19 protein-coding genes and 1 pseudogene are annotated in these 22345 nt (G+C 71.7%); 12 read left to right on the top strand and 8 right to left on the bottom strand.

What is annotated here, in order from left to right; genetic code table 11:
* Window positions 1-210 precede the first annotated feature (210 nt).
* From CCN51_RS08810 to CCN51_RS08795, 4 genes are all read left to right on the top strand, one after another.
* A complete protein-coding gene (locus CCN51_RS08810; RefSeq protein WP_014175330.1) occupies window positions 211-1401 on the top strand; it encodes a serine hydrolase domain-containing protein in 1191 nt (396 codons plus the stop codon).
* Window positions 1398-2600, top strand: a complete 1203-nt coding sequence (locus CCN51_RS08805) for a serine hydrolase domain-containing protein (protein WP_014175331.1) — start codon at window positions 1398-1400, stop codon at window positions 2598-2600. The genes CCN51_RS08810 and CCN51_RS08805 overlap by 4 nt, the downstream gene beginning before the upstream one ends.
* Before the next feature lie 64 nt (window positions 2601-2664).
* Window positions 2665-3024 carry a MerR family transcriptional regulator gene (locus CCN51_RS08800; RefSeq protein WP_014175332.1) on the top strand — a complete coding sequence of 120 codons (360 nt, stop codon included), beginning with the start codon at window positions 2665-2667 and terminating at the stop codon, window positions 3022-3024.
* Between the two features lie 167 nt (window positions 3025-3191).
* A complete protein-coding gene (locus CCN51_RS08795; protein ID WP_043486500.1) occupies window positions 3192-5150 on the top strand; it encodes a sialidase family protein in 1959 nt (652 codons plus the stop codon).
* Between the two features lie 8 nt (window positions 5151-5158).
* Here CCN51_RS08795 and CCN51_RS08790 read toward each other — a convergent pair whose 3' ends face one another.
* Window positions 5159-6220, bottom strand: a complete 1062-nt coding sequence (locus tag CCN51_RS08790) for a bile acid:sodium symporter family protein (protein ID WP_014175334.1) — start codon at window positions 6218-6220, stop codon at window positions 5159-5161.
* 164 nt (window positions 6221-6384) lie between these two features.
* On the opposite strand from CCN51_RS08790, the gene CCN51_RS08785 reads away from it, so the two are divergent.
* From CCN51_RS08785 to CCN51_RS08765, 5 genes are all read left to right on the top strand, one after another.
* On the top strand, window positions 6385-7242 hold the full coding sequence (locus CCN51_RS08785) for a LysR family transcriptional regulator (protein ID WP_014175335.1): 858 nt from the start codon (window positions 6385-6387) through the stop codon (window positions 7240-7242).
* A gap of 165 nt (window positions 7243-7407) precedes the next feature.
* Window positions 7408-9234, top strand: a complete 1827-nt coding sequence (locus CCN51_RS08780; RefSeq protein ID WP_014175336.1) for an AMP-dependent synthetase/ligase — start codon at window positions 7408-7410, stop codon at window positions 9232-9234.
* A gap of 20 nt (window positions 9235-9254) precedes the next feature.
* The gene (locus tag CCN51_RS08775) at window positions 9255-9962 is read left to right on the top strand and encodes a hypothetical protein (RefSeq protein WP_014175337.1); all 708 of its coding nucleotides are present in this window, start codon (window positions 9255-9257) and stop codon (window positions 9960-9962) included.
* A 218-nt stretch (window positions 9963-10180) separates the two neighbouring features.
* Window positions 10181-11014, top strand: a complete 834-nt coding sequence (locus CCN51_RS08770; RefSeq protein ID WP_014175338.1) for an aldo/keto reductase — start codon at window positions 10181-10183, stop codon at window positions 11012-11014.
* 301 nt (window positions 11015-11315) lie between these two features.
* The gene (locus CCN51_RS08765) at window positions 11316-12506 is read left to right on the top strand and encodes a S1 family peptidase (RefSeq protein WP_014175339.1); all 1191 of its coding nucleotides are present in this window, start codon (window positions 11316-11318) and stop codon (window positions 12504-12506) included.
* A 110-nt stretch (window positions 12507-12616) separates the two neighbouring features.
* Here the strand turns inward: CCN51_RS08765 and CCN51_RS08760 are convergent, their stop codons facing one another.
* The 3 genes from CCN51_RS08760 to CCN51_RS08750 form a co-directional block, all read right to left on the bottom strand.
* The gene (locus CCN51_RS08760) at window positions 12617-13534 is read right to left on the bottom strand and encodes a class I SAM-dependent methyltransferase (protein WP_014175340.1); all 918 of its coding nucleotides are present in this window, start codon (window positions 13532-13534) and stop codon (window positions 12617-12619) included.
* An 87-nt stretch (window positions 13535-13621) separates the two neighbouring features.
* Window positions 13622-14914, bottom strand: coding sequence for a cytochrome P450 family protein (locus CCN51_RS08755; RefSeq protein WP_014175341.1), 1293 nt, complete (start codon window positions 14912-14914; stop codon window positions 13622-13624).
* A 95-nt stretch (window positions 14915-15009) separates the two neighbouring features.
* The gene (locus CCN51_RS08750; RefSeq protein WP_014175342.1) at window positions 15010-15315 is read right to left on the bottom strand and encodes a 4a-hydroxytetrahydrobiopterin dehydratase; all 306 of its coding nucleotides are present in this window, start codon (window positions 15313-15315) and stop codon (window positions 15010-15012) included.
* Window positions 15316-15408: 93 nt separating this feature from the next.
* On the opposite strand from CCN51_RS08750, the gene CCN51_RS08745 reads away from it, so the two are divergent.
* Window positions 15409-16212 carry a helix-turn-helix domain-containing protein gene (locus CCN51_RS08745; protein WP_043486502.1) on the top strand — a complete coding sequence of 268 codons (804 nt, stop codon included), beginning with the start codon at window positions 15409-15411 and terminating at the stop codon, window positions 16210-16212.
* Here CCN51_RS08745 and CCN51_RS08740 read toward each other — a convergent pair.
* Window positions 16202-16588, bottom strand: coding sequence for a nuclear transport factor 2 family protein (locus CCN51_RS08740; protein ID WP_014175344.1), 387 nt, complete (start codon window positions 16586-16588; stop codon window positions 16202-16204). The two genes, CCN51_RS08745 and CCN51_RS08740, sit on opposite strands and share 11 nt — an antisense overlap.
* 157 nt (window positions 16589-16745) lie before the next feature.
* Entirely contained in the window at window positions 16746-17525 is a 780-nt protein-coding gene (locus CCN51_RS08735) for a hypothetical protein (protein ID WP_143675750.1), read from the bottom strand.
* A gap of 95 nt (window positions 17526-17620) precedes the next feature.
* On the opposite strand from CCN51_RS08735, the gene CCN51_RS08730 reads away from it, so the two are divergent.
* Together CCN51_RS08730 and CCN51_RS08725 are read left to right on the top strand one after the other, a co-directional pair.
* On the top strand, window positions 17621-18205 hold the full coding sequence (locus CCN51_RS08730; protein ID WP_014175346.1) for a TetR/AcrR family transcriptional regulator: 585 nt from the start codon (window positions 17621-17623) through the stop codon (window positions 18203-18205).
* 11 nt (window positions 18206-18216) lie between these two features.
* Window positions 18217-19458 (top strand): annotated as a pseudogene (locus CCN51_RS08725) (MFS transporter); the annotation flags it as partial.
* Between the two features lie 72 nt (window positions 19459-19530).
* Here CCN51_RS08725 and CCN51_RS08720 read toward each other — a convergent pair.
* Both CCN51_RS08720 and CCN51_RS08715 read right to left on the bottom strand, forming a co-directional pair.
* Window positions 19531-20952, bottom strand: coding sequence for an amino acid permease (locus CCN51_RS08720; protein ID WP_193383704.1), 1422 nt, complete (start codon window positions 20950-20952; stop codon window positions 19531-19533).
* A 29-nt stretch (window positions 20953-20981) separates the two neighbouring features.
* Window positions 20982-22345, bottom strand: a 1364-nt coding sequence (locus tag CCN51_RS08715; protein ID WP_211303211.1) for an alkaline phosphatase family protein, incomplete at its 5' end; no start/stop codon positions are given.

Below are 22345 nucleotides of genomic sequence, written 5' to 3'. Positions count from 1 at the left end.
CCGAGGAGTAGGGCTGGCGTGACCTCGGGACTAGGGCTGGCGTGATGGTCCGGCACCGCCGGCTCCGGGAGGGTGGTGGGCATGAAAGAACCCGCCGTCACGCCCTTCGCCCCGACTTCCGCACACAAGCTCCGATGGGAGCAAATCCGCTCGAAGAAGCTCCGGTTCTCGAAGAAAACCCGGTTCTCGAAGAGACTCCGGTTAAGGGGCGTGGCCGCGGCCGCGGCGCTCGCCGTGGTCGCGGCCGGCGGCGTCGCGGCGGTGCCGGCCGCGGCGTCCTCGGACACCTCGCTCGGACAGGACGAGTTGCAGAGCGAAGTGGCCAGGACCCTGCGGGAGGCCGGGTACATCGGCATGTCCGTGGAGGTGCGCGACGGCCGCCGTCGGGTCCTGGCCCGCGCGGGCGAGGCCGAGCTGCACACCGGCCGCCCGGTTCCGTACGGTGCGAACTTCCGGGCCGCCAGCGTCACCAAGGCCTTCGTGGCCACGGTCGTGCTGCAACTGGCCGCCGAGGGGCGGCTGTCGCTGGACGACACCGTCGACAGCTGGCTGCCGGGCCTGGTGTCGGGCCATGGCAACGACGGCCGCCGCATCACCATCCGGAATCTGCTCCAGCACACCAGCGGCATCTACAACTACGGTCTGGAGGAAGACCTGGGGGACACGGCCGAGGACTTCGAGCGGACGAAGCTCTACCACATCGATCCGGAGCAGAGCATCGCCGGAGCGATGCGGCACAGCCCCGACTTCCCGCCCGCCGACCCGGACGACCCGGCGCCGAAGTGGAACTACTCGAACCCCAACTACATGCTCGCCGGCCTGATCATCAAGAAGGCCACCGGGCGGCCCTGGGCCGATGAGGTGCGCGACCGCGTCATCCGGCCGCTGGGGCTGAAGGACACCTACGAGCCCGGCGACGACCCGTATCTGAAGCAGCCGTACGCCCATAACTACCACCGCTTCCCCGGCTCCGACCGGTGGACCGACACCACCGTTCGGAATATCTCGTGGGCCGATGCCGCCGGGTCGCTGGTGACCAGCCAGCGGGACCTGGACCGGTTCTTCACGGCCCTGCTCGGCGGTCGCCTCCTGCCCGCCGCACAGCTCGCCGAGATGCGCCGTGCGGTCCCCGTGGGCCCCGACTTCGAGATGGCGTTCCCCGGGCTTCGGTACGGGCTCGGGCTGATGCGGCAGCCGCTGAGCTGCGGCGGCTACCGCTGGGGCCACGGCGGCGATCTCGAAGGCGGCACGGTGAGGACGGCGTTCAGCGCGGACGGGCGGCGCTCGGTGGTGATCAGCGCCAGCGGGACCACCTCGGACGACGAGCGGTTGCTCAGGGCCGAGAGGGCCGTACAGGCGCTTCTGGACCGTGTGATGTGCGGTGAGGTGGTGAAGCCGTGAGCGCGGTGGGGCGGCGCGTGGCCGCGTCCCTGGCCGCTCTGGCGGCCGTCGCCGCTCTGGTGGCGGCGGCCCCCGCCCCAGGGGAGGCCCGCAGCCCCGGAGGGAGCAGCGCGGAAGTGTTACGGCGCGACACCGCGGCGGTCCACCGGGCCGGGGCGATCGGGGTCGCGGCCGTACTGGACACCCCGTCCGGCACCGCCACGGCCCGCGCGGGAGAGGCCGATCTGCGCACCGGCGCCCCCATGCGCACCGACGCCCATTACCGCGCGGGCAGCACGGTGAAGACCTTTGTGGCCACTGTCGCGCTTCAGCTGGTCGGCGAGGGGCGGCTGGCGCTGGACGACACGGTGGACAGCTGGCTGCCCGGCGTCGTCAGCGGCCACGGCAACGACGGCCGCCGCATCACGGTCCGGCAGCTGCTCCAGCACACCAGCGGGCTGCGCGGCTATACGAGCATCCCCGGAGTATTCCCCGCTGGCTACTCCGCCCGGGGCTATTACGAGAACCGCTTCCGCCACTACACCGCCGGGGAGCTGGTGGCCGCCGCGGTGGGCCATCCCCCGAATTCCGAGCCCGGGGCGGCCTACCGCTACTCCAACACCAACTATGTCGTCATCGGAATGATCATCGAGAGGGTCACCAGACACCCCTGGCGCACCGAGGTCCGCGACCGGGTCATCCGCCCGCTGGGGCTGACCGGGACGTCCCTGCCGGGCGACCACCCGTACCTGCCCGCGCCGTACGCACACGGATACCACACCTACGCGGAGGACGGGCGCGCGGAGGACGGGCGCCGCGTCGACACCACGGTCTTCAACTCCACGGCGGCCGACGCGTCCGGCGATCTGGTCACCACCCCGCAGGACGTCAACCGCTTCTTCGGCGCGCTCCTCACTGGGCGGCTGCTGCGCCCCGCCGAGCTCGCCGAGATGCGGCGGACCGTCCCGATACCCGACGAGCCGGGGCGCCGCGCCGGTCTCGGCCTGGAGACGACCCCACTGAGCTGCGGCGGCTTCTACTGGCACCACGGCGGCAACGCCCTCGGCTACTCCAGTGAGAACGGCGTCACCACCGACGGGCGCCGCGCGGTGACGGTGTCGACCAACAGCTTCGACGAGTCCGACACGGGGCGGCAGGAGCAGGCCGACCAGGCGGTGAAGGCGCTGATAGACCACGCGCTGTGCGGGCGCGACGGGTAAACTCTGACATCCATGAGAGGCCTGCTGGGCGATGTCCGGCAGCGGTGTGGCGAGGGGACGTGGCATGCGCATCGGTGAACTGGCCCGGCGCACCGGGGTGAACGAGCGGCTGCTGCGCTACTACGAGCAGCAGGGCCTGCTCCAGCCGGAGCGCCTGCCCAGCGGCTATCGCGTCTACGGCGAGTCCGATGTGGCCGTGGTGCACCGCATCCGCTCGCTGCTCGCCGCCGGGCTGTCGACCGCGACGATCTCGCAGATCCTGCCGTGTCTGCGGGACGACGGCGAGGGCCTGGTGCCCACCTGCACGGAGCTGATCGCACAGCTGCAGGACGAACGGGCGCGGATGACATCGGCCATCGAGGAGCTGGAGACCTCGCGTTCGCTGCTGGACACGGTGATCACGGCCGGCATGGCGGCGGTGTAGCGCCGTCGCTGCCGCGGCCCAACCCGCTTGGCTCGCACACGATCTGACGCAGGGTCCTTGTCCGGCGCGGGGGCGAGACGGGACACTTCTCCGGCAGCACTCGATCACACGTGGGATGTCTTGATGTCGTGATGTCCAGATGCCGCTGAAAGGGCAGGTCGGTGACGATGTCGTCAGATCTTCGCGCTACACATAAGCGGTCCAGACCATGGCGGCGCCGTGCGTCGGCTTTCCTCGCCGCCGCGGCGCTGGCTTTGATCCCGATTCCGGTACGGGCCGCGGACGCGGAGTCATCCGCCTCCGCGGCCCGTACCGATTTCGAGCAGCAAGTCCTCTTCAAGTCTTCCCAGGACAGCGGATACTCGTGCTTCCGGATCCCGGCCATTGTGAAGTCCAAGGACGGCACGCTGCTGGCCTTTGCCGAGGGGCGGACGGACAACTGCGGTGACGCCGGCGATATCGACCTGGTCCTCAAACGCTCCACGGACGGCGGCCGCACCTGGGGACCGCTCCAGGTGGTCAACGAGGGCGCGGGCGACACCCACGGCAACCCGGCGCCCATCGTGGACCAGCGCACCGGCCGCATCGTGCTCGCCAGTACGTACAACACCGGGCGTGACGACGCGCAGGGCTGTGATGTGCCCTGTGACCGGACCCCGCACCTCCAGTACAGCGACGACGACGGGGCGACCTGGTCCGCCCCGCGCGATCTGAGCGATTCGCTGCTGCCCGCCTCGTGGAACTCCTGGTACGCCACCGGGCCCGTGCACGGCATCCAGCTGCAGCACGGCCGGCACCGGGGACGGCTGCTCTTCACCGTCAACACCGAGACCCACGACGGCACCCGGATCACCGCCAACCATGCGGCGCTGGCCTACAGCGACGACGGCGGCGACACCTGGCGCCTCGGCGCGGTGGACAGCTGGCCCGTCGGCTCGGACGGCACCTTCCGCCAGAAGCCCTCCGAGATGACGCTGGTGGAGCGCGAGGACGGATCGGTCTACGTCAACGGGCGCGAACAGGACGGCACGGACCTCGGCCACCGCGACTACGCCGTCAGCAAGGACGGCGGGGAGAGCTTCACCGGGCCGTTCCGCACCATCCCCGACCTGTACACGCCACAGGTACAGGGCTCGATCCTCCGGCTGCGGAGCGAGGACCGGGACGACTACAGCCGTCTGCTGTTCGCCGCGCCCGCCGACCCCGACCGGCGCCGCACCATGATGATCCGCTCCTCCTGGAACGAGGGCCGCAGCTGGGACAGCGTCGACCGTGGCAAGGTCGTGACCACCGACTGGTCCGGTTATTCGGACATGGTCGCCATCTCGCATGACGAGGTGGGGCTGATGTACGAGGGCGGCGCGGTCGATGCCCGTGACGAGATCCGCTTCGCCCGCTTCACCGAGGACTGGCTCGGCCCGCGCCGCGGCCCCGACCCGACCACCTCCGACCGGGCGCCCGACGCCCGCCCGGCCACCGTGCTCGGCGGCCCGGCCCGGGCCGAGGGGCGGTTCGGACGGGGGCTGTCGTTCGACGGTACGGACGACGCCGTACACATCCCCTTCCGGCCCTCGCTGCCGCTGGGCACCCGCGACTTCACGGTGAGCCTGTGGTTCCGCTACACCGCCACCTCGGGCCAGCAGCCGTTCCTGTGGATGGGCGGCATCGGCAACAAGCAGCCACAGGTGTGGCTGCGCGGTGAACCCTCCAGCGGCCGGGTACGGGCGCTGATCACGACGGTCAACGGCCCCGCCACCTTCACCAGCGCCTCGGTGAGCACCGACTCCGCGTACAACGACGGGCAGTGGCACCACGCGGCGCTGACCCGCGCCGGGGGCCGGCTGACCCTGGCCGTGGACGGGGGCGCGGCGTTCTCCACCGCCGATGTGCCCGGGCCGGTCACCCGCACCTCGCCGTTCGGCATCCATGTCGGCGAGGCCGTCGACAGCCGCTCGCATCTGACGGGCGATCTGGACGAGCTACGGGTGTGGGCGCGTGCGCTGTCGGACACCGAACTGCGGCAGGTCCGTGAGTTCAACGCCACGCCGGCCGACGGGCACGGCAAGGATCCCGCCGAGCTCGTACGGCTTCCCTTGGACCGCGTCCACCCCGCCGACGACGAGTGACATGAGGCTCAGGCGCCGACCGGCGCCTGAGCTTCCCGCGGCTGAGTCTCTTGCGGCTGCGCCGTCGCGGGGGTCGGCTCCGGGGCCACCGGCTCCGGAGCCGACCTGGCGAAGCGCCGTGCCAGCACCGCGCAGACCATCAGCTGCATCTGGTGGAAGAGCATCAGCGGCAGCACGGCCAGGCTCGCCTGCGCGCCGAACAGCACGCTGGCCATGGGCAGCCCGGACGCCAGGCTCTTCTTCGAGCCGGCGAAGACGATCGCGATCCGGTCCTCGCGGTTGAAGCCCAGCCGCCGGGAGCCGTGCCAGGTGATCGTGAGCATCACCGCAAGCAGCACCGCCTCGACCGCCAGCAGCGCGCCCAGCCGCCCCAGGGTCACCTGGTGCCAGATGCCGCGGACCATGCCCTCGCTGAACGCCGCGTAGACGACCAGGAGGATCGAGCCGCGGTCGGCGTAGCCGAGGACCTTGCGATGGCGGGCGACGAAGCCGCCGACCCAGGGGCGCAGCAGCTGCCCGGCGAGGAACGGCGCCAGCAGCTGCAGGGCGATCTTCACCATCGAGTCCGCCGAGAATCCGCCGCCCCCGTTGCCCAGCAGCAGCGCGGCCAGCAGCGGGGTGATGACGATGCCGATCAGGCTGGAGAAGGAGCCCGCGCAGATGGCGGCCGGGACATTGCCCCGGGCGATCGAGGTGAAGGCGATCGAGGACTGGATGGTGGAGGGCACCAGGCACAGAAAGAGCAGCCCGGTGTAGAGCGGATGCGTCAGCACATACGGCACCAGGCCGCGGGCGGCCGTGCCCAGCACCGGGAAGATGACGAAGGTGCAGACCAGCACGGTCAGATGGAGCCGCCAGTGGCGCATTCCGTCCAGCGCCTCGCGGGTGGACAGCCGCGCGCCGTACAGGAAGAAGAGAAAGGCGATCGCGACGGTGGTCGCCCCGTCGGCGACGGTCGCGGCGCGGCCGTCGGCGGGCAGCAGCGCGGCGAGGACGACGGTGCCGATCAGGGCGAGGATGAACCAATCGAGAGGGAGCCAGGACGGGAGGGTGATCTTACGGCGGTGCATGCGCTCTCTTTCTCAGCTCTCTCGGTTCTCTTGGCTCGTTCTGCGTCCCGGGCGGCATGAACGGATGCCCTCTCCACCATGCTCTTGATCACCGCTATCGGGAATCCCACTGACCGCTCTGACTGTCATCGCGAACCGCGATGACCCCCGCCTACACTTGCGGTGTGTACGACCCGTCCCAGCTGCGCACGTTCCTCATGGTCGCCCAGACGCTGAGCTTCACCCAGGCCGGCCACCGCCTCGGCCTGCGCCAGTCCACCGTCAGCCAGCATGTGCGCAAGCTCGAGGACGAGGTCGGCCGGCCGCTGTTCACCCGCGACACCCACGGGGTGGAGCTGACCGAGGACGGCGAGGCCATGCTGGGCTTCGCCCGGACGATCCTGGAGGCGAACGAGCGGGCGGCGAGCTGGTTCCAGGGCACCCGGCTGCGCGGGCGGCTGCGCTTCGGCGCGTCGGAGGACTTCGTACTGTCCCGGCTTCCCGAGATCCTGGAGGGGTTCCGCCGCGACCACCCTGAGGTGGACCTGGAGCTGACCGTGGAGCTGTCGGGCACGCTGCATGAGCGGCTGGCGGCGGGAAAGCTGGATCTGGTGCTCGCCAAGCGGTCCGAGGAGCGGCCGGGGGGCCGGCTGGTGTGGCGGGACAAACTGGTGTGGATCGGCTCCGAGCGGCTGCGGCTGGACCCCGACCGCCCCCTGCCGCTGATCGTCTTTCCGCCGCCGGGCCTCACCCGGGCCCGCGCGCTGGAGGTGCTGGAGCAGCACGGCAGGCCCTGGCGGATCGTATGCACGAGCGGCAGTCTCAACGGGCTGGTCGCCGCGGCGCGCGCGGGGCTGGGCGTCATGGCGCATACCCGCGGCCTGATCCCGCCCGGCCTGACGCGCATCCCGGACCGGGCCGGGCTGCCCGAGCTGGGCCCGGTGGAGTTCGTACTGCTGCACGGAAGGCGGCAGCGGGACTCCGCGGCCCGGGCCGCGGCCGACCGGCTGGCCGCCGCGATCCTGGCCGGGCCCGTGCCCTGACCAGCGCATCGATCCGTGCCTGATGCATTGACCCGCGCCCCGATCTGTGCCCTGATGGGAGAGATTCGGTGGAGAAAGGCGTCACACATGAGCCGCACAACGGGCTCATAGCCCCAGATCAGATACGGTCACGGCGCTGTGCGGAGCGCTTCAAGGAGCTAGTCATTGCGCGAGTTCACCGTCCCCCCGTTGACGAGCCCGCCGCAGACCGGAGGCCTGGCGGATCCCGTGTTCGACCATGCGGACGCGGATCCGGACCGGGTGGCGCTGGGCCGCAAAACGGCGGACGGCGAATGGCTCGATGTGTCCTCGGGCGAGTTCCGTGACCAGGTGATGGGGCTCGCCAAGGGGCTGCTGGCCCAGGGCGTGCGGTTCGGCGACCGCGTCGCCATCATGTCCCGTACCCGCTACGAGTGGACGCTGTTCGACTTCGCGCTGTGGTCCATCGGGGCGCAGAGCGTGCCGATGTATCCCACCTCCTCCGCCGAGCAGGTCTTCTGGATGCTGCATGACGCGGATGTCTCCGCCTGTGTCGTGGAGCACGAAGACCATGCCATGACGATCGGCTCGGTGGTCGGGCGGCTGCCGATGCTGACCCGGCTGTGGCAGCTGGACGCGGGCGCGGTGGACGAGCTGACCGCGGCCGGGGCGTCGATGGACGACGATGTGGTGCACCGCCACCGCAAGGCGCTGCAGCCCGAGAACCCCGCGACCATCGTCTACACCTCGGGCACCACCGGCCGCCCCAAGGGCTGTGTCATCACCCACGCCAATCTGATGGCCGAGTGCGACACCGTGGTCGCCCTGTACGAGGAGGTCTTCCACTCCAAGCGGGGCGACGAGGCCGCGACGCTGCTGTTTCTGCCGCTCGCGCATGTCTTCGGCCGGATGGTCGAGGTCGCCGCGATCCGCGGCCGGGTGAAACTGGCCCACCAGCCGAGCCTGACCGCGGCCGCGCTGCTGCCCGATCTCCAGTCGTTCCGGCCGACGTTCTTCCTGGCCGTGCCGTACATCTTCGAGAAGGTCTTCGCCGCGGCCCGCAGAAAGGCCGAGGCGGAGGGGCGGCTGGGCCCGTTCGACAAGGCCGTGGACGTCGCGGTGCGGTACGCGGAGGCGCAGGAGGCCAGGGCCTTCGGCATCGGGCCCGGGCCCGGCGCCTCGCTGCGCATGCAGCACCAGTTCTTCGACAAGGTGGTCTACAGCAAGGTGCGGGCGGCGATGGGCGGCCGGGTCCGGCACGCCTTCTCGGGCGGTTCGGCCATGGAGCGCCGGCTCGGGCTGTTCTTCGCGGGCGCGGGCGTCACGATCTTCGAGGGGTACGGGCTCACCGAGACCACCGCGGCGGCCGTCGCCAACCCGCCCGACCGGACCCGCTTCGGCACGGTGGGCGTTCCGCTGCCGGGCACCACCGTGTACATCGAGGACGACGGCGAGGTCCTGCTGTCGGGCGACCAGATCTTCGAGGGCTATCTCGGCGACCCCAAGGCGACCGACGCCGTGCTGCGGGACGGCTGGCTGGCCACCGGTGACCTGGGCACGCTGGACGACGACGGCTATCTGACGATCACCGGGCGGAAGAAGGAGATCCTGGTGACCTCCGGCGGCAAGAGCGTGTCGCCGGTGGTCCTGGAGGAGCGGATCAGAGCGCATCCGCTGGTCGCCCAGTGCATCGTGGTCGGCAACGACCGGCCGTATGTGGCGGCGCTGATCACGCTGGACGCCGACGCCGTCGCGCACTGGCTGGCGATGCGCGGCCAGACAGAACTGCCTGCGCAGGAGCTGGTCCGCGAGCCGGAGCTGGAGATGGAGATCCGGCGGGCGGTGATCGCGGCCAACACGCTGGTCTCCCAAGCCGAGTCGATTCGTACGTTCCGAATACTTGCAGCTCAGTTCTCGGAGGAGCATGGTCTGCTGACGCCTTCGCTGAAATTGAAGCGAAAGGCGATCGAGCAGGCGTACTCCGTAGAAATCGAGGCGCTCTACCAATCCTGAGCCGCAAAGGGGGCACGGAAATGATCGACATCATTCTCCCCGAACTTCCCGAGCGCGAGCTGGCACTGGTATCCGAGGAAATCTCCGGGCCTTCGGGCCATGTCCCGCGGCCGCCCGCCGCCGCCCTGGCCGGGCGGGTCACGCTGGGCGGACCGCTGTCCGTGCCGTTGACGACGGAACTCGTGGGCCGGGTTCCAGAGCTCAAGGCATTTGTGGAATCGGAGGCCAGCAAGGCCGATGAGGCACACAGTGCGGACTACCACCTGGTGCATCTTTCGGTCAGCTGCGCACAAGAAGCAGCCAGTCCTCAACTGCATACGGTCAATCTTGATCTGACCCTATCGGCCGAACCGGCCGGAAATCGCCGCGCCGCCTTCCAGCCGGTGGCCTGGTCCATGCTGCCGCTGCAGCTCAGCGAGGAGGTCCGGGCCACCGGCCCGGCTCACCTCGGCCCGCGGCTGGGGTTCGTGGGGCAGGATCGAGCCGCGCGGGGCGCGCGGGTCTGTCTGGAGGCGCGGCGCGAGCTCAGGTCCGACCCGGGCTGGGAGATCCGCCGCACCCCCACCGCGAGCATCGGCGGCACCTACCGGCTGGCCATGGTGGTGCGCGCGCCGCGCGCCACGGTCAGCCGGGCCGCCGTCGAGGTGGGCGCGACGGTGCGCGAAGGGCATATGCGGCGGCGGTTCCGGGCGGAGCTCCCCGAGCCGCTGCTGCTCGCCGCGGGGTGAGGACGTTCTGGTCCGCGGTGGCCGAAGCGGTCGCCGCGGGCCGGATCGCCAACGGCTTAGGGTGTACTTGGGGGGCGTGTCGGGAAGCAACGTACGGAGCGGTCGAACGGGAATACAACACTCCGCTCAACCGTTCGCTCTGACGTTGACCGTTCACTCTGACGTTGTACGTACCTGACGTTGTACGTACCCGTATTCGACGTAAGGATCGACTGCTCGTGAGCAAGGTCCCCTTCATATCCCTCAGCAACGGCGTCCAGATGCCCCAGCTCGGCTTCGGCGTCTGGCAGGTCCCGGACGACGAGGCGGCCGTCGCGGTCCGTACGGCGCTCGACGTCGGCTACCGCAGCATCGACACCGCCGCGATCTACGGCAACGAGGAGGGCACGGGAAGGGCCATCGCCGCGTCGGGCATCCCGCGCGACGAGCTGTTCGTGACCACCAAGCTCTGGAACGCCGAGCAGGGCTATGACTCCACCCTGCGCGCCTTCGACACCTCGCTGTCCAAGCTCGGCCTCGAGTATGTGGACCTGTATCTGATCCACTGGCCGGTGCCGGGGGTCGACAAGTACGTGGACTCGTGGAAGGCGTTCGAGAAGATCTACGCCGAGGGCCGCGCCAAGGCCATCGGCCTCTCGAACTTCCACCCCGCCCATATCCAGCGACTGCTCTCGGAGACCGAGATCGCCCCGGTCATCGACCAGGTCGAGCTGCACCCGCAGTTCCAGCAGTCGGAGCTGCGCGCCTTCAACGCCCGGCACAACATCGTGACCGAGGCCTGGTCCCCGCTCGGCCAGGGCAAGGGCCTGCTGGAGGACGACCGGCTCAAGGCCATCGCCGAGAAGCACGGCAAGTCCCCCGCCCAGGTGGTGCTCCGCTGGCACCTCGACCTGGGCAATGTGGTGATCCCCAAGTCGGTCACGCCGGCCCGTATCGCGGAGAACATCGACGTGTTCGACTTCGAACTGGACGCCCAGGACCTCGCGGCGATCGACGCGATGGACTCCGGCAACCGCCTGGGCCCGGACCCGGACACCTTCAACCTGGTGTGATGCCGCGCCCTGCCCGGCCTGTCGAGTGCCCCCGCCCTGCTTGCAGGGCGGGGGCACTCGCGTAACCGCTGGATCGCGCAACCGCTGGATTGGCGGCGGCTGTTCGGGTGGCGTCCCTGTACGTCAGCCGTCAACAACCGGGCGGCGGGCCGCCTCCGGCGACTGGCTTGGGAGCGGGCCCACGGGCGGTCGTGCCGGGTGTTGCCGCTGGCCGCAACCGGGGAGAGCGGGCAGGTGGGCGGCGTGTGTCGGGGCGGCTTACGTTGACGCAAGCCCCCACGACACGACGAGGAGACACCCGATGCTCCGCAGCCACAGACCTGCCCTCACCGCTGGTTGTGCCATCGCCATCGCCGCTCTCTCCCTGACCGCCATACCCGCCCTGGCGACATCCGCCGCGGCGGAGCCCGGCCCCACCGCCGGGGCCCCCACGGGGGTCCCCACCGAGGTCCCCGCCGAGATGCTGGACGCGATGCGGCGCGACCTCGGCCTCACGGCCGACGAGGCGAGGGCCCGGATCAGCAACGAGTACCGGGCCGGTACGGCCACCCCCGCGCTCCGCAGAAGCCTGGGGACCGCGTTCGGCGGAGCGTGGGTGACCGGCAAGACCGCCGAGCTCACCGTCGCCACGACCGACCAGGGCCGGCATGGCATGATCACCGCCGCCGGCGCCAAGGCCGTGACGGTCAGCCACAGCCTCGACGACCTCACCGCCGCGAAGGGCACCCTGGACCGCGCCGCCGAGCAGCGCGCGCCGTCGGCCTCGGCCGCCGCCGTCTGGTACGTGGATGTGAAGAGCAACAGCGTGGTGATTCAGTCGGCCGACCCCGACCAGGCCTCGGCCTTCGTCACCGCCAGCGGCGTGGACCGCGGCATGGTGCGGATCGTGGAATCCGCCGAGCAGCCGAAACCGCTGGACGACGTACGCGGCGGCGAGGCGTACTACATCAACGGCACCGCGCGCTGCTCGATCGGGTTCTCGGTGTCGAAGGGCTCCCAGGGCGGCTTTGTCACCGCGGGCCACTGCGGCGAGGCGGGCGCCACCACCACCGGCGTCAACAAGGCCGCCCAGGGCACCTTCCAGGCGTCGCGCTTCCCCGGCAACGACTACGCCTGGGTGGCGGTCAACAGCACCTGGACGCCCAAGCCCGTGGTGCTCGGCCCCGGCGGCTCCGTCGTCACGGTCGCCGGCTCCCAGGAGGCGCCGGTGGGCTCCTCGGTCTGCCGCTCCGGTTCGACGACCGGCTGGCACTGCGGCACGGTCGAACAGCTCGACACCAGTGTGCGGTACTCCGAGGGCATGGTCAGCGGGCTGTCCCGGACGACCGTATGCGCCGAGCCCGGCGACTCCGGCGGCTCGTACATCACCGGCAGCCAGGCCCAGGGCGTCACCTCGGGCGGCTCCGGCGACTGCACGGCCGGTGGCACCACGTACTTCCAGCCGGTGAACCCGATCCTCGAGGCGTACGGCCTCACCCTCACCACCGGCTGAGGGATCTGGTGCGCCGTGGGCAGGCCCGGTCAGCGGGGCCTGCCCACGGCGCGCTCACCGCACCTTCGTCACCGGACCCATGTCACCGGACCCATGTCACCGGACCCGTGTCACCGCGGCTTGACCGCCGCGTGGACGGTCTGCGCGCTCAGCCAGAACACATCCGGCCGGCGCTCCACGCCCGCCTCGTCGTCCGGGTCGAGCAGCCGGTCGAGGGTGGCGCGGTCCGTCGCGTCGAGGCGGTCGGCCAGATGGTCGGACAGACGGGTCAGGTCGGCGTGCAGCAGACGGCGGGCCGGGGCGTCGAGCGGGGCGGGCAGGTCGATCAGGAAGCTGCGGCTGCGGGCCCCGGTCAGCCCGGCCGCCGCGAGCATGGCCGGCCAGTCCTCGACCGTCTCCTTGGTGTCGGGCAGCCCGGCCCGCATCTCGGCGAACGCCTCCTCCTGCATCGCGTCGAGCCGGGTCAGCAGACCGGGGCGGCCGATACCGATGTCGCGGGGCAGCGCGCGCAGCGACAGCCCGCCCTCGGCCACGGCCAGCACCCCGCCGGGGCGCAGCGCGGCGGCGAGCCGGTCGAGGGCTCCCTGCTGGTCCCCCAGGTGATGGACCGCCTTGCTGGACCAGATCAGCTCCGCGTCGCCCACCTCGGCCAGCCCCTCGGGCAGTTCGGCCAGGTGGGTCCGTACGCGGTCGGCGACCCCGAGCCGCGCGGCGCGGTCGCGGGCCCGCGCCAGCAGCTCCGGGCTGCCGTCCACGGCCACCACCTCGGCGTCGGCGAAGGCGCGGGCGAACACGCAGGTGGCGCCGCCGGGCCCGCTGCCGATGTCGAGCGCGCGGCGTACGGGCCCGCCAAGGAGCCCGCGCAGCCACTCGGCGGTCTGCTCGACGGCGGGGGTGTGAACATCCGCGCTCAGTTCGAGGAGTTCCCCGAAGGCGGCCCAGTCCGGGTGCGCGTCATCGGCATGGGCGGGGCCGCCGTGGGGGTGGGAATGGGTGTGGTCGGTGTGGGTGTGCTGGTGTCCGCTCATGCCGTCGAGCCTGCTCCCGCCCCACCTGATCGACAAATATTGTTGCCGATTCGGCAAGGCGGGACCACCACATGCCCCGAGGCGGGATCAGCCCCCCATGACCCCGGTGGGGGTGAAGGCGACGGGCAGCGACTCCAGACAGCGGTACCAGACGGAGTCCATCCACCTCAGCTCCTCGGGGGCCACCGCGAGCGCCAGGTCCGGCACGCGGTCCAGCAGCACCTCGATCGTCGTCTCCGCGATGATCCTGGCCGTCTCGGGGCCGCCCACCGGGCATCCGTACTCGCCGCCGCTGAAGGCGACATGGGAGTGGTTCCCGGCGTGGCCGACGTGGCCGTCGGGCCACAGCAGCGGGTCGGCGTTGGCGGCGGCCAGGCCGAGGACGACGAGGTCGCCGGTGCGGATGCGCTGACCGCCGAGGACGGTGTCGCGGGTGGCGTACCGCCCGATCAGGTTCTGCAGCGGGGTGTCCACCCACAGCACCTCGTTCATGGCCTGGCCGATGCTGCGGCGGTTGCCCGTGAGGGTCGTGGCGAAGCGCTCGTCGGTGAGCAGCAGCCTGAGGGTGTTGCCGATCCAGTACGAGGTGAGCGGCAGCGCCGCGGCCATCAGCATCATCACGTCCGCGATGTGCTGCTCCTCGGTGAGGTTCGGAGTGCTCTGGATGAACCGCGAGGTGAGGTCGGGGCCCGGCGCCTCGCGCTTGGCCTTCACCAGCCCCGCCACATACGCGGCGGCCCGCTGCTGACCGGCCATGGCGTCCTCGCGGGAGACGAACGAAGTGGTCAGCCCCTCCGCCAGGGCCGCCAGCCCGGCCTCGTCCTCGGCCAGGCCGAACACCTCGCCCATGACGAGGGTGGGCACCGAGTAGATGTAGTCGTACACCAGATCCGCCCGACCGGTCACGGCGAACTTGTCGATCAGCTGATCGGCGAAGCGCTCGCAGTGCCCGCGCAGCACGAAGGGGTCGAGCGTGGCCAGGACCTCGCTGACGGCCGCCGCACGCTGCAGGTGCTCCTCCCCCTCCGTGAAGGGCATCATCGGGCTGTACTGCACCCACGGCATGAGGGACCAGTCCGGCGGCACGCTGTCCCAGCCGTTCCAGCGGCGCGGGTCGCGGCCGTAGGTCTCGACGTCGGACAGCACTTGGCGGGTCTCGCGGTAGCCGACGACGAACCAGACGGGGACGTCGCCTTCGAGCAGGACGCGGGTGACCTGTCCCTCGCGTCGTATCCGCCGGTAGGTCTCGGCCGGCTCCCGCCGGAAGTCCGGTCCGTACAGCCGTGCGGCGTGGGCGGGGCAGCCCGGGGGCGGGGTATCCGGTGCGCTGCGCGGGGGTTGAGGGTCCTGGAGGTCCTGCGGGTCCTGGGGGTTCGTCACTGCGTCGTCTTCCTCGGAGCGGCGTATCTGGGGGGCTGCCGGGAGGCTAACGAAGTGATCAGAGCAGGCCAACATCCTTATCAAAAAGCGGGGTTCTAGGACACGCCCTGTCCTCGGGCGATGTCCTCGATGCGGTGGGCGAGCCGGAGGTCGAGCTCGGTCACCTTGCCGCCGACGCTGTGCGTGTTCACCGAGACGCCGACCTTGTTGTAGCCGAGCGTGAGGTCGGAGTGGTGCCCCAGCTCCTCCTGCGCCTCGGCGACCTCGGCCACCAGACGGGCCGCGGCCGGATGTCCCGGGAAGGAGTATCCGCGCACCAGCCGGTCGTCCCGCAGCGACCAGCCGGGAAGGTCCTCCAGACCCCGCTCGATCTCCTCGTTCGACAGCGGCTCGACAGCCATGGGGCGCCCCTTTCGTCGCGACTGCCCCCACCTTCCCACGCACCCTGCGGACCGCACGCGAGGCGCAGACGCGTGTTCGGTTACCGTCGGGGCATGACGACTGCCGTGATTGCCCCGGGGGTGGGCGCACTGCTGCGCGAATGGCGGGACCGGCGGCGGATCAGCCAGCTCGAGCTCGCGCTGCGCGCCGACTCCTCCGCCCGCCACATCAGCTTCATCGAGACCGGGCGGGCCAGGCCCAGCCAGGAGATGGTGCTGCGCCTCGCGGAACACCTCGACGTACCCGTGCGGGAGCGCAACGCCCTGCTGATCGCGGCCGGTTACGCGCCGCACTACCCGGAGACCTCTGTGGACGACCCGTCGATGGGCCCGCTGCGCGAAGGGATGGAGCGGCTGCTGACGGGCTACGACCCGTACCCGGCCATCGTCGTCGACGGCATGTACCAGGTGGTGGCGGCGAACCAGGGGATGGCGATGCTGCTGGAAGGGGTCGCGGACCACCTCCTGCGGCCGCCGATGAACGCGATGCGCATCACCTTGCACCCGGACGGCCTGGCCCCGCGCATCCTCAATCTGCGCGAGTGGCGGGGCCATCTGCTGGAGCAGATGGAGCGGCAGCTGGCGCTGATGCGGTCCTCGCCGCTGCGGAAGCTGTACGACGAGGTCAGCGCCTATCCACTGGGCTCGGGGGGCCAGGAGCGGGCGGCCGCGGGCGGGGACCATGCGCCGTTCGCGCTGCCGATGGTGATCGAGCACGCCGGACATGTGCTGTCCTTCGTGTCCACGATCGCGACCTTCAACACCCCCATGGACGTCACCGTCTCCGAGCTGGCGATCGAGACCCTTCTCCCGGCCGACCCGGAGACGGCGCAGACCCTGCGGCGGCTCATGCCGTAGGCGCCGCCGGGATACGGTCCAGAAAGCCGAGGACGGAGCGGATCCGGCCGTCCTCGGCCAGCGTGATCACATCGAACCCGGCGACCGGGGCGGAGCCGTCGGCCGTCGAGACCAGCTCCCAGGTGAAGCGGGCGGTGTCGTGGTGGCCGTCGACGGTCCCGGTGTGCTGGAAGACAAAGCCGGGGAACTGCTCCTGGGCCCCGGCGATGACCGCCGCGAGCTGGTCGTGGCCGCTGACGGCGGCGAGCGGGTCGGTGTAGCTGCCGTCCTCGGTCCAGGCGGCGGCTACGGCCTTGGCGCGGGCCTCGGCGTCGGTCGCGTTCCACGCCTCGAAGTAGCGGGCGACGGCGGTCTCGTACTGGGTCTGCGCGGTCATGGCAGGGCTCTCCTCATGGTGAAAAGTGCTGGTGAGGCCGGGTTCCGAGCCGGAGTGCGCCGGCCCGGAACCCGATGCCCCAACCATGCCGCCGACGGCTCGCCCGGTCGATTACCCGCCAGGTAATGGCGATGGCCCCGACTCGGAACAGCCCGGCTCAGGACAGTTCCGACCAGGCCGCCTCGACCATGGCCGCGACCTTGTCGGGCTGGTTGGCCTCGCCGCCGCCGACCGTGCGGATCTGGACGGTGAGCCCGTCGCCCGTGCGCTGGCAGTAGCTGACGCGTACGGAGTCCGCGGTGGGTTCGGAACCGGCCGGGGTGGGCTGGTTGTACAGCACGCAGGAGACATCGCCGATGGTCTTGAGCTCGTCCTGCGGCTTGACCAGGCCGAGGCGCTTGGGGTCCACGTAGGGGACGTACGGCTCGGGGGAACGGCTGCGGACCGCGATCAGCGTCGCCGTCGTCTGGAACTGCTGGTCGGCGTACTGCCGCACCACGGCGGCGGCACCGCCGTACGCCTCCGACAGCCGCTCGCCGCTCTTGCCCTCCTCCTTCGTGATGGCATCCGCCAACTCCTTGGCCTTCGACATGGAGGCCGAGCGCTGGAGGTCGGCGAGGGGTCTGAGCCTGTCAAGCTTCGCGGGAGCGCTGAGCTTGCCCCCGTCGCCCCCGCCGCCGAAGCCCCCGCCGTCGTCGTCCGAGAGCAGCGCGGGTATGCCGACCGCGGCGAGGCCGACCACAAGGCCGAGGGCCGCGGTGACCAGCGGATTGCGCAACGAGATCCGCCCCTGCCGCTGCGGGGGCGCGGCCGGGGCCGCGGCGGGAAGCTGTCCCGGCTGCGGCGGGAGGCCCGCGGGCTGCGGAGGTGGCCCTTGCGGCTGAGGGGGCGTCGGTGGCTGCTGCTGCTCGGTCATGTCGGCCTCACCGTTTTTCACGAGTCGTCACCTGTGCGTTGGCGCATCATTCTGGCCCAACCTGCTGACCCAGGGGGCTAGTAGACACTGTCTACCCGCTCTGGTAGACAGTGTCTATGAGCGAGTACGACACGGGGCTGCGGTCCCGCCTGATCGAAGTCGGCGTGGATCTGGTGACCAGGGAGGGGATGCAGTCCCTGTCCCTGCGGGAGATCGCCCGCCGGGCCGGGGTCTCCCATGGAGCCCCGCGCCGCTACTTCCCCACCCACCTGGCGCTGCTGTCCGCGATCGCCCGCCAGGGCTTCGCCGAACTGGCCGCCGGGGTCGCCGAGGCGGTCGGGGACGGACGGGTGGAGCCGCGCGCCCAGCTGATGGCGCTGGGACGGGTCTACCTCGACTTCGCCCTGGCCAACCGCGGCATGTTCGAGCTGATGTTCCGCCATGACCTGCTGGAGAGCGACCACCTCGGGCTGCGCGAGACCAGCCTGCCGCTCTTCGAGGTACTGGTCGACCTGGTCGCCCGGGCACACCCCGCGACCGACGCCCCGCCCCAGGTCGTCGCGGGCGCGCTGTGGGCCAATCTGCACGGCATCGCCCAGCTGTGGGGGTGGGGCAGCCTCCAACTCGCGACGGGCACGGACGACGTCGAACCGCTGCTGCGCGCCGCGCTGGAGGCGCATCTGGGACCGGAGCGGCGGTGAAGTACCAGCGGATGCTCACGCTCGTCGCCAGTGTCGCCGGGGCCGCGATCGTCGCGCTGGACGGCACCGTGCTGACCATCGCGCAGCCCGACATGCGGCGGGATCTGCACGCCTCCTTCGCCGCGGTGCAGTGGACCAGCACCGGCTATCTCATCGCGGTGGCGGGCCTGCTGGTGTTCGCCGGCCGCCTGGGTGACCGCTACGGCCATCAGCGGCTGTTCGCCCTCGGCACCCTGGGCTTCGCCGCCGCGTCGGCGGGTATCGGCCTGGCGCCCGGGGTCGGGTGGGTGATCGGACTGCGCGTCGTCCAAGGGGTGTTCGGCGCGCTGCTGCAACCGGCCACGCTCGGGATGCTGCGGGCCGCGTATCCGCCGGACCGGCTCGGTATGCCCATCGCGCTGCGCACCAGCGCCATCGGGCTGGCGGCCGCGGCCGGTCCGCTGGTCGGCGGGGCGCTGACGGACCAGTTGGGCTGGCGCTCCGTTTTCTTCCTCACCGTGGCGCCCGCGCTGCTGATCGGTGTCCTGGCGCTCGTCGTCCGGATCCCGGAGCCCAAGCGGACCGCCGACCTCCCGCTCGATCTGCCCGGCGCCCTCCTCCTCGCGCTGGCCCTGGCGTCCGTGGTGTACACGCTCGTCGCGCTGCCGGAGAGCGGCTGGACGGCGGCGACCGCGCTCGGGCTCCTCGCCACCGCCGCGGCAGGCGGCGCGTTCGTCCGGCATGCGCGGCGCACCGCGCACCCCCTGCTGCCGCCGGGCCTGCTGGGCACGGCGGCCGTCGCCCCGGCGCTCGGCATCCTGGTGGCGGCGTCGGCCGCGGTGTTCGGAACCCTGTTCCTCGGCACGTACTTCTTGCAGGACGTGCTGGCGCTCAACCCGCTGCAGAGCGGGCTGAGGGCGCTGCCGCTGCCCGCGATGATGGTGCTGGGCGCGCCCGTGTGCGCTGTACTGCTGCGCCGGTACGGACCCCGCCGGACGGCCGTGGCGGGGATGGCGCTGCTCGCCCTCGGCGTGCTGCTGTTCTCCCGGCTCGACGAGGAGTCCACGGCCCTGGCGATCGGCGGCTGCTTCCTTGCGATCGGCGCCGGGTTCGGCGCGGTGATGGTCACCGCGACGGCCGTGATCGTGCGCCATGCGCCAGTGCACCACGCCGGGGTGGCCGGCGGGCTTCAGCAGACCGCCCTGAACGTCGGCCCGGCGCTGGGCGTCGCCGCGGCGACCATGCTGATGGCCCTCACCACGACGGCCACCACGCTGGCGGTCCTGGCGGCCGTCGCCGCGGCCGGGGTGCTGCCGGCCGCCGCGCTGCCCGGGTCAGGCGGCGGGTCAGACGGCCGTCCCGGCGGCCGGGCGCGCGCCGTCCGCGGGGGCCGCCTCCGCAGCGGCTTCGGCGCGGGGCCGGGCGGCGGCTCGGCGGGAGGCCATCACGATGTAGACCAGCACACCGGCGAAGAGGAAGAGCGTGCCCTGGTACACGGCGGCGTATCCGGCGCCCGCGACCAGCCAGAAGGAGAAGCCGAAGCCGAGCAGCGCGAGCACCAGGTCCCGGGCGAAGCGGCCGGCGCGCACCTCGTCCCGGCGCCCCGACAGCAGGAAGTGGACCTGGGCGCCGGCGGCCAGCAGATACGGGACGGTCGCCGAGAAGGTGGTGATCAGGACCAGGGACTCGAAGACCCCGCCCGAGCCTGAGGTGTAGTTCACAACGGTGAGCAGCGAGGCGAGGACCGTGCCGACGAGCACGCCGAAGGTCGGCACGCCGCGCCGCTTGGCGGCGAACGCGGCGGGGAAGAGCCCGTCGCGGGCGGCCGCGTACGGCGCCTGGGCGCTCATCAGGATCCAGCCGTTGAGCGCGCCGACGATGGACACCACGGCGGCCAGGGCGATGAGGGTGCCGCCCCAGGAGCCGCCGAACATGGCGTTCACGGCGTCGGAGAAGGGCGCCGTGGAGTTGACCAGGTCCCGGTGGGCGACGGTGCCGAAGACCGACAGGGTGCCGACGAGATAGACCACGGCGGCGCCGACGGTGCCCAGCACACTGGCCCGCCCGACGTTGCGCTCCGGGTCGCGCACCTCGCCCGCGCTCATGGACGCCGACTCGACGCCCACATAGCTGTAGAGCAGGATCGCGGCCGCCGCCGACAGCCCGCCGACCGCGCTGCCGCCGCCGGAGTGGAACGGGCCGAGGTTGTCCGGGTCGAAGAAGAAGAGCCCGGCGACGGCGACGAAGAGCAGCGGCACGAACTTGAGCACCGTGGAGACGATCTGCACCGCGCCGACCCATCGCGTGCCCGCCAGGTTCGCGAGCGCCGGGAGCCACAGCGCGAGCAGCGCCACGGCCAGGTCGACGCCCTTGGACTCATGGCCGGGGGCGAGCACATGGACATAGCCGACGGCCGCCACGGCAAGCGCCGCGTTGCTGACCCAGGTCATGGTCCAGTACGACCAGGCGGACAGGAATCCCGCGAAGTCGCCGAACGCCGCGCGCGCGTAGACGTACGGCCCGCCGGTGCGCGGATCGCGCTCCGCCAGCCGCCCGAAGACCAGCGCGAGCGCGACCGCGCCGACGGTCAGGACGACGAAGGCGAGCAGGCTGACGGTGCCGTACGGGGCGACGGAGGCCGGCAGCAGAAAGATGCCGCCGCCGATGATGTTGCCCATGACGAGCGCGGTGGCCGTGGGCAGGCCGAAGCGGCGGGCGTGGTGCGGGTTGCCACGCGGCGGAGCCGCATATTGACTGCAGCCAGCCATGGTCGGGGAATCGTGCATGGTGCACCAAACTACCGGGTTTTATCCGGCAGGGGCGGCGAGGCCGCCGAAGCCGCGGTGACATCGCCGAGCAGCCGTGTTTCTTCACCCTCCGAAACCTGTGGAACCTCCGGCCCGTCCGTACCCTCCGGAACCTGCGGTCCGTCCGCCTCCCGCAGCCAGCGCCGCAGCACCGCGTGCACCCGCTCGGCCCCCACCAGCTGCTCCCCCGGCCGGGTGGGCGGGCTGAGCTCGATGGGCCACAGCAGAAAGGGGTGGCTCTGCGCCCCGCCGAGCCCGCCGTGCGAGCCGATCTGCCCCTCGAAGGCGTGCACCTCGCCGGTCGCCGGGTCGTAGGCGGAGTTGACCATGATGTCGGGGGCGTTCGGGAAGCGCGCGGTGCGCCGTACGGCGGCCACGGCGCCGTCACCGAAGGCCGCGAGCGGGCTGCGCCCCACGATCCGGCCGGTGTCGAGGTGGTGCTCGGCGCCGTCCGCGCCCAGCACCACCGCGCCGTGCCGCTCGGACCGTATGAGCAGGAAGCCCACGCCGGGGTGGTCGGCGAGGGTGCGCAGCAGCGCGGGGTGGCGGCGGTCGATCTCCTCGCGGCTCATCCGGCCCGGCACATCGGGGAAGGAGACCAGACCCAGATTGCCGGAGGCGAGCACCACCGGGTCGGACGGGCCGTGCCCGTCGCCGTCCCGCTCGGGCCTGCGCAGCGCGGCGCGCGCCGCCTCTCGCGCCTCGGCGCCTCCCCCAGCTACCGCTGGGCGGTGCCCCCCGGTCCGCCCGGCCTGCCGGGGCACGGGCAGTGCGCAGCCGGCCCGCACCAGGTCCTCCAAGGTGAGGCCGTAGGCGTCGGCGAAGGTCGCGCCGGGGCTCTGCCCGTGGTCGGAGAGCAGCACGATGCGGTAGTCGCGCGGTGCGTGCTCGACGACCTTGGCGATCAGCGCGACGCTGCGGTCGAGGCGGCGCAGTACTTGGTGGGTGTCGCGGCTGCGCGGTCCGGAGTGGTGGGCGACCTCGTCGTACGCCACCAGGTCGGCGTAGATCGCGGTGCGCCCGGACAGGATGTCCCCCATCACCGCGGCGACCACGACATCGCGCTCCACGACGGTGGCGAAGGCGCGGATGAACGGGTACAGCCCGCCCCGCCCCACCCGCGGCGTCTCGCGGCGCAGCCTGGCGCGCGCCGACTGGCCGAGCTCGCGGAAGATCTCGGCGAGGAAGGAGCCCGCGGTGCGGGTGGCGTTCGCGGGGTCCCTGAAGTAGGCGAAGTAGCCGCTGCGGGAGCGGTTGTGGCGGCCGCGCCGGGCGGCCACCGAGAGCACCAGGGCCAGCTCCTCGGCGCCGCCGGTGAACAGATTGCCGCGGCTGGCCCCGTCGACGGTGAGCA

The organism is Streptomyces milbemycinicus (assembly GCF_002154605.1).
In the GTDB taxonomy this organism is placed as follows: domain Bacteria; phylum Actinomycetota; class Actinomycetes; order Streptomycetales; family Streptomycetaceae; genus Streptomyces; species Streptomyces milbemycinicus.
Note: the sequence above shows the minus strand (reverse complement) of the source record. Positions and strands in the feature narration are given on the sequence as shown.